Source organism: Pseudooceanicola endophyticus, assembly GCF_018760365.1.
Classification (GTDB): Bacteria; Pseudomonadota; Alphaproteobacteria; order Rhodobacterales; family Rhodobacteraceae; genus Pseudooceanicola; species Pseudooceanicola endophyticus.
On record NZ_JAHIAB010000032.1, the window covers coordinates 1 to 7,452 of the forward strand.

The 7,452-nt window shown below is 57.2% G+C and carries 7 protein-coding genes and 1 pseudogene; 2 read left to right on the top strand and 6 right to left on the bottom strand.

The genetic code is table 11. The features are described 5' to 3' along the window. Window positions 1-179 precede the first annotated feature (179 nt). The 3 genes and pseudogenes from KM176_RS24575 to KM176_RS24585 form a co-directional block, all read right to left on the bottom strand. The gene (locus KM176_RS24575; RefSeq protein ID WP_160897319.1) at window positions 180-587 is read right to left on the bottom strand and encodes a GNAT family N-acetyltransferase; all 408 of its coding nucleotides are present in this window, start codon (window positions 585-587) and stop codon (window positions 180-182) included. Between the two features lie 135 nt (window positions 588-722). Next, on the bottom strand, window positions 723-1,232 hold the full coding sequence (locus tag KM176_RS25400) for a GrpB family protein (protein WP_160897318.1): 510 nt from the start codon (window positions 1,230-1,232) through the stop codon (window positions 723-725). 888 nt (window positions 1,233-2,120) lie between these two features. After that, window positions 2,121-3,268, bottom strand: a pseudogene (locus KM176_RS24585) (IS3 family transposase). A 94-nt stretch (window positions 3,269-3,362) separates the two neighbouring features. On the opposite strand from KM176_RS24585, the gene KM176_RS24590 reads away from it, so the two are divergent. Next, window positions 3,363-4,504, top strand: a protein-coding gene (locus KM176_RS24590) for an IS3 family transposase (RefSeq protein ID WP_375372142.1) whose coding sequence is annotated in 2 segments (ribosomal slippage) — window positions 3,363-3,603 and window positions 3,603-4,504 — 1,143 coding nt in all. Because the reading frame shifts where the segments join, the coding sequence is not laid out codon by codon here. Window positions 4,505-4,519: 15 nt separating this feature from the next. Here the strand turns inward: KM176_RS24590 and KM176_RS24595 are convergent. After that, window positions 4,520-4,939 carry a PhzF family phenazine biosynthesis protein gene (locus tag KM176_RS24595; RefSeq protein WP_328806077.1) on the bottom strand — a complete coding sequence of 140 codons (420 nt, stop codon included), beginning with the start codon at window positions 4,937-4,939 and terminating at the stop codon, window positions 4,520-4,522. Window positions 4,940-5,010: 71 nt separating this feature from the next. Further along, the gene (locus KM176_RS24600) at window positions 5,011-5,559 is read right to left on the bottom strand and encodes a GNAT family N-acetyltransferase (RefSeq protein ID WP_160897317.1); all 549 of its coding nucleotides are present in this window, start codon (window positions 5,557-5,559) and stop codon (window positions 5,011-5,013) included. 516 nt (window positions 5,560-6,075) lie between these two features. On the opposite strand from KM176_RS24600, the gene KM176_RS24605 reads away from it, so the two are divergent. Continuing rightward, the gene (locus KM176_RS24605; RefSeq protein ID WP_215558846.1) at window positions 6,076-6,729 is read left to right on the top strand and encodes a hypothetical protein; all 654 of its coding nucleotides are present in this window, start codon (window positions 6,076-6,078) and stop codon (window positions 6,727-6,729) included. Window positions 6,730-6,956: 227 nt separating this feature from the next. Here the strand turns inward: KM176_RS24605 and KM176_RS24610 are convergent, their stop codons facing one another. After that, a complete protein-coding gene (locus tag KM176_RS24610; RefSeq protein ID WP_160897315.1) occupies window positions 6,957-7,250 on the bottom strand; it encodes a hypothetical protein in 294 nt (97 codons plus the stop codon). Between the last annotated feature and the right edge of the window lie 202 nt (window positions 7,251-7,452).

A 7,452-nucleotide genomic window follows, 5' to 3' on the forward strand; every position in this document is an offset into this window, starting at 1 on the left:
CATCAGGGCCAGCGGCCGAAATGCCGCGCAAACAGGCCGGACACACGACCGCTTCTGAATGGGTGAATTAAAGTCATTTCCCGCTTGCTATGCAGGAGCCATCCACACAGGACCTTCATAGCACCGCGCAGCAAGGTCCAGGATCCCAAGGTCAGCTGAGCGGACTCAGCTGCCGTTCGCTACTTCAGTCTAAACAGTATCTCGCGTTCGCCAGACATGTTGAGATCGTCTGTAAAGCCGATCTCTTTGGCATCGCAGCTTTTCAGCAGCTTTCGCATTGGCATGTTGGATGCCTCGGTGGAGGTGTAAAGCCGAAGCCATTGTGTAGCCAGCCTAGCACCCTCGACCAGGTCGCGACCTATGCCCTGCCTCCGTGATGAGGGGGCCACACAGACAATCGAGAGAAGCGGCCACCCCATAAATTCGGAATGAGCGACCTTGGCGTAGCCAACTACCGCACTTTCCAGCGTGGCGACCAAGAGGCTGCCCTGCTGCATGTCGATCCGTCGATCACCCATAAACTCGTCAAAACTCTTGAGCGCTGGATAATCACTAATGTCACAAGGTCTGATTGTTGATGCGGTCACGTGGGCCCTCCGTAAGTGACTATCAGGGCTAAAAATACGCAATGCAACGACAGCTTGGGGTTCGCTCCTGACACTCGTTGCAGCTACCTCGAGCGTCACGACCACGGGACCGAGCGGACCTCTGACCAATGGCGTCTATGCCTGTTTCCGGCTTCTCTGAAATAAATCGTCTAAGAACGGAGCCTTACCATCCAGGTACTCCGCGATACCCGTTCTGTTCTCTCTTTCAAGGCGCAGTTTTAGCTCTGCGTAGGCCCTGCGATCAGTCGCATTGACTCGCAAGTGGTCGCGTATCCCTAGCATTCTGCCGATCTGCGAGTGATCTGATCGGCATATATGAAGCTTGTGGGTCCTGACCCCAGCAACGTCACGTTTGAAAAAGTGATGTCCCGTCATCAGGTCTCTACCACGCTTATAGTCCAAGCCGAGCAAGTCAGCCTGCCACACATCCAAACGGCTAGCGTCGGAAACAACCACGAGAATATCGATTTCAGGTTTCGCGGCCAAACCTTGGACCGCTGTGCTTCCAACATGATGGATTGCGACGCAAGCTTCACCAAACATCGGCCGTAGCCTTCCAGCCTCTCGCTCAAAGAGGCGGGGCCATCTTTCATCATAGTCAGTAATCGAACTCGTCAGCTTCATTCCGCCATCTTAAGGCTCTGTTGTGTTTCAGGAAAGCCGCCCTTCGCTGCGGAGCAAAAAGATGTCGATATGGGCTCGGAGCGGACCTGCGGCGGTGCGGCGTGCTGGGTTCCCTGATGAGTGGTGCCCAGCAGGGACGGCCGAGACTGTGTGGAAACTCGGTCAGGCATGGTGGACCCCAAAACGACGTTCTCCCAAAGAAGCCGCGGCAGTATTTCGTTCTGGCGCGGATCGCCGCATACGGGCCACTCAGGAAACTGTTCCCAACAGATTCCCGAAATTGGAGTTTCCACACATTCTCGGCCCATAGGCGACTTTCATTTCGATCCAGCGCGCTGCAGTGCAGTGTCGCTAGACCGGACTTTCACCTGGCCGCCCCCATAATCAGGTCTAGTCCACTGATGCGATGAAAATTCTCTCGGGAGCTTCCTGTCCGAGAAGCTTCTTCGCTCGCTCTTTGTTCCGGTCCTTAATCGCCGACTTTCTCGCTCCTCGAAACACAGGGGCGTACTGTCGCCAGATACTGGTCGTTGGTGCTTCGGGACTCACACGCGCATCCATAGAAGTCTTTGCAATTGTCAAGCATCGCCAGAACTCCTCTGGCGTCGGGGCGTTCCACATGCTTTCAACCCAATGCCGCGCCCATATGGCACCCTCGTGTTCCGAAAACGCGTGCTTGGCGGCTTGCCCTGATACGCCTCTGTGATCGATGTGCTTACCCAAGATGTCAGCAAACTCAGCAGAACGAATTGAGTAGCCTGCAATCGAAATTGCGTATGCTTGATCTAAGCTATCTTCGCTTGCCGCCAGATCTAGGACCATCGATTTGAATAGCCCCGTGTATCGTGGACGCCTTTTTGAGCTGCTGCCGGTTTCGTGGACAGCGTGTTAAGCTAACATAGCGCGGGCCTCGAATTCTTTGGGGCTAAGATAGCCCAGTTTTGAATGCCGTCTACGGGGATTGTAGAAGCGCTCGATGTAGTCGAAGACGTCGGCGCGTGCCTCGTCTCGGGTGCGGTAGACCTTCCTCGCCGCTCGTTCGGTCTTTAGCGACGAGAAGAAGCTCTCCATCGCGGAATTATCCCAGACATTGCCCGCCCGGCTCATGGAGCAGGTGATGCCGTTGTCGGCCAGCAAGCGCTGAAACTGCTCGCTTGTGTATTGCGAACCCTGATCCGAATGATGAAGCAGCGCGTCGGCCTTGCCGCGCCGCCAGACGGCCATCATCAGCGCATCCATGACCAGCGATGCATCCCGTTCTGCCTTCATCGACCAGCCCACGACGCGCCGCGAAAACAGGTCTAGGACGACGGCGACATACAGCCAGCCTTCGGCAGTCCAGACATAGGTGAAGTCGGCAAGCCACTTCTGGTTTGGCCGCTCGGCCTGGAAGTCCCGGTTGAGGATGTTGTCGGCGATGACCGAGCGTTCGCCGTCATCCTTCGGCTTTCCACGGCGTCTTGGTCGCGCCCGCAAGGCATTGCTCCGCATCAGCCGTTCGATCCGGTGAAGGCCGCAGGCCAGCCCTTCCTCCAGCACGTCGCGCCAGACACGGCGCGCGCCATAGGTCCGGTCGCTGGCCTTGAAGCTTGTCTAGATCGCCGCGACGAGCTTGGCGTCATGGACCTCGCGGGCGCTGGTCGGGCGATTGAGCCAGGCATGGAAGCCCGAGCGCGACACATCCAGCACGTCGCACAGCCAGCTGACGGGCCAGATGTGGCGATGCTTGGCGATGAAGGCGAACCTCATGTCGCCTCTCGCGCGAAAAAAGCTGCCGCCTTCTTGAGGATGTCACGCTCCGCCCGGAGCCGGGCGACCTCTTTCTTCAGGGCTGCAATCTCGGCCAGATCGGCCCGCATCTGTCCGTTCCCGGGAAAGGCCGCGGCAGGCGCAGCTGTCAGCTCCCGCATCCAGCGGCGCAGAACGCTCTCGGCCACATCTAGGTCACGGGCAGCCTGCGCCACCGAAACACCCCGGTCCGTCACCAGCCTAACGGCCTCGATCTTGAACTCACGGCTGAACTTCCGTCTCGTCATATCCACTCTCCAGTTCCTTGGTCACGATCTTATCTTCGTGTCCACCAAACCGGCAGCAGCTCATTTTTGCTAATTTTGAGGCAAGGAGGCCATGATGAGCAGCACCAAGTTCAGCGACGACTTCAAGAGAGACGCTGTCGCGCAGATCACGGAGAGGGGCTACCCGGTCAGGGAGGTGGCTGAGCGTCTGGGCGTGAGCCAATACTCGCTCTACTCTTGGAAGAAGAAGTTCGGGAAGGCGTCATCCGGTGACGCTGAGAAAGAGGCGGAGATCCGTCGGCTCAAGCGTGAGCTCCTGAGAGTGACGGAGGAGCGGGATATCTTAAAAAAGGCGACCGCGTATTTCGCCAGGGATGCAAAGTGAGATACGCGTTCGTGGCCGAGCATCGCGGACAGTTCTCTGTCAGGGCCATGTGCCGCTGCCTGCGCATACAGCCGAGCGGGTTCTATGCCTGGCTGAAGGCACCGTTGAGCAGGCGAGCCAAAGAAGACAAGCGGCAGACCGAGATGCTGAAGGAGGCGTGGCTGGACAGCGGCAAGGTCTACGGCCACCGCAAGCTGCATGACGACCTTCTCGAGCAGGGCGAAAGCATCTGCCTGAATCGGGTCGCCCGCCTGACCAGCTTGGCCGGCATCAAGGCGCAGATCGGCTACAAGCGTCGATCGGGCAAGTGCGGCGGGAAACCTTCGGTGGTCGTCGATAACACGCTTGATCGGCAGTTCGACGTGGCGACACCGGATACGGCTTGGGTGACCGATATCACCTACATCCGGACACAGGAGGGCTTCGCCTATCTAGCCGTGGTCATCGATCTGTTCTCGCGTCGTGTGGTCGGCTGGGCGATGCAGAGCCGCCAGACGACAGACGTTGTCCTGCAAGCACTGCTGATGGCGACGTGGCGAAGAAAGCCCAAGGAAAAGGTCCTGATACATTCGGACCAGGGCAGCCAATTCACCAGCATGGACTGGGCCGCGTTCCTGCGAGCACACAATCTGGAGCACTCGATGAGCCGCCGCGGAAACTGCCATGACAACGCGGTTGCGGAGAGCTTCTTCAACCTGCTGAAGCGAGAGCGGGTCAGGCGACGGACCTACCGAACACGCGAAGAAGCCAGGCGGGATGTGTTCGACTACATTGAGATGTTTTACAACCCGAAGCGCAAACACGCCCGGAACGGAATGCTGTCGCCGGTCCACTTCGAGCGGCAGCAGAAACTGAGACACGAAGGCGTCTAAGAAACGCGGGGCTATTCAAAGTCCTGCTTCGCACTCTTGGATAATGTCACCATTCTTTGGTCGCCCACCGGAAGACAGCCAGACATGGCAACTCCCCAAGGTAGGGTGACCCGCGAACGGCAATTCGGCAACAGGCGTAAAGATGCGAACGCGGTAGTCGGCATCTGCCGACTTCGGCTGGAGAAGGAAGGTCGTTTCGCTAAGGTTCGTCCAACTCGCGAAGGCAGCCATATCAAATGCGGTCAAGGAATCTGCTCCGATGACAACTGCCAACGGGTTACCTAGCAAAGCTCTGGAGGAGAAAACATCAACCTGCTGGAATGAAAATTTTGTGGTTCCGTGTCTTACCATGACATCCTGACATTTTAATTTTATGCGGCTTTTGCGCATTTGGTGTGACTTTGGCTGGGCGAGGAGCCTGCCGCGCGGCCGCATGACCGCTCCGAGCCCACTTTGACCGATGCTGCGAGCTGCAGGAATGTCAGCATTGCGGAAACGCAGCTCTATCAGGTCTGGCTTTGGTATTCTTTCGCCAGCACTCCCATGATGATGTCGTCGTGCCAAACCTCGCCAATACGAGCGCTCTCGCGTTCGCGCCCCTCCTCGATGAAGCCGCAGGCATGATAGCACCGAATTGCACGCTCATTGAACGCGAGTACCCGCAGGTCGACCCGATGTAGCCGCAGCGTTCCGAAGGCATGCGATAAGATCAATTCGATCACTTCGCGACCCAGTCCTTTTCCGAGTTGCGAGACGTCGTAAAGCCCGATCGCCAGGCGCGCCCGGCTGTCGTGGAGATCGAGCCCGTCCAAACGAGCCTCCCCCAACAGGCTACCGTCGACATCGACTGCCCAACAAAGGGGATGTGCAAGGTTTCGCTCCACCCACGACCGGGCATCGTCCTCCCCATACGGCGGAAGGCCCTCCGGGTCACCTCCGAAACTAAGAACGATCTCCGGTGACTGTCCGAGGGCGAGCCGTCCGGCAACATCGGAGCGACGGAAGGGGCGCAAGCGAACGCGGTCACCCTCAAGCTCTGGAATTTCGTGCGTCATTCCGGAATGTTGGCATACTCGCCACAGATTGACTATGCAGAAGAAGCTGACCTTAGTGCGTCGGCGACTAAGGTCCGAAAGGTCCCGCGGAGCCGACCATGGCGTGCCAGACCTTGCTGCACGATGCCACGGATGGCCGGTTCGGGGAAGCTGCGTTGCAGCGGAGCCTGCTTGACGAACGGCAGGAGAGGGCCGTCTCTGCCTCGCAGCCCCACTCAACTTGGCGGCCAGCACGCGCACCGCTGCATGGCCGGTTCGAGCCCCTTCCTGTCATTTGGTCCCGGTGCAGCGAACGGCTGCTGCCGCGACTGTCACTACAGTGCCAGAATCACGCAGGTTATGCCTTGGCCTGGTCTCCTGTCTAACTTTCTGCCGAGGTGGCAGCACATGAGCAGGCTCAGAAATGATCGGTTAGGAAGCATTGAAAGTGGCCGCTCCAGATCCGAGTGCCGTTTTATCAATGTCCGCCGAACGAGAGATTTGATTCCAAACATTTGTTAGGCGACGCTTGTATTTATGAATCTTAACCGCCGGATCGCTCAGATCGACCTAATCATTGGAAGACTAGTCAAGTGGCGCGGAGAGCTACTACCACGACGTTTTGCTCCTTGGCACCGGATATCGGTCTGGTCTATCGGGCTTGGGGTCGGCCTCTTTGCGTCGCCGTTCTGGGTGCCGGCTGCCACGCAGATCGCGGACGCCGTCGCGGGCTGGGTTATATCGCTCCTCGGGCACGTGCCTACTCGCAATGCACCTAACGTGCCCATAGCAAAACAGGTAGTAGGTTGCGATTGCTCAAGTGTCCGATGGTACCATGTTCCGGCCACCTACGGCGGAATTCTGATTTTCTTTGGCATACTGAACTACGTTTTTTTCGCAGTGATCTTGAAGCTCGACTTCTTCGTAGGAGGGTTCCTTTCCACCGCTGTGCAGCCTGCAGACACGCTCGAGAGTTTTGCAAACCGCCTGGCTGACAGACGGGGCAAAGAAGTGCGATGGTCTCATGTGACTGAAGCACAAAAGGCAACGGAGCTGACAGCGGGCGAGGTGGAGGGCAACGATCTGGGCCGCCTTCTGCATGATGCTCTAGAGTTGACAGACAAGGAGAACCTAGCAAATCTCTACTCCATTGAACTGAGAGGTGCGCTTGAAATCGGAGGGCGATATTGATGCTTACTGCCAAGATGCCTCCACCCAATGGCGGAAAGCTGACTTGCCCAAGCGGTTCGGTCCCGTGGGTTGAGAAGGACCGCAGAACCGGCGAAATTAATGCAGAGTGTATACCCGATGGTAATTGGCGCATGCCACATGGTAAGGAGAAGAGATCGGCTCTCGAATTTTCTCACCTAGTCTGGGAACATTTGCCTCCAGAAGCACGCAAATCCATCCCGAGAGATTCACCGGAATTTCACGACGCGCTGATAAATGGACTGCTTGAGTTTGGCTTTAAGGAATATTTTTTCCCCACGATCGAACAATATCTTCACCAAAAGCGACAACCACCAATGAAGTGACTTGACACCTATCGTTTGAGCAAGGCTCACAAGATATCTTTCAGTTAACATTGTACCTAACTCGCCCCAGATCACTGGCAGCGATGCTGCCAATCTATAAGTCGCTATTTTCTCTTTCAAATGACCTTTGGGTATTGGCTTGAAGCGCCCGGCGGAAACGACGATCTTGCGTCTCATCTACCGAGACGCTGACACTTGGTAAGTGACAGCTTTGCCCGCACTGCTGACCTCGGACTTCCTGGACGACGCTGCGCGGTGCCATGAAGGTCCTGTGTGGATGGCTCCTGCATAGCAAGCGGGAAATGACTTTAATTCACCCATTCAGAAGCGGTCGTGTGTCCGGCCTGTTTGCGCGGCATTTCGGCCGCTGGCCCTGATG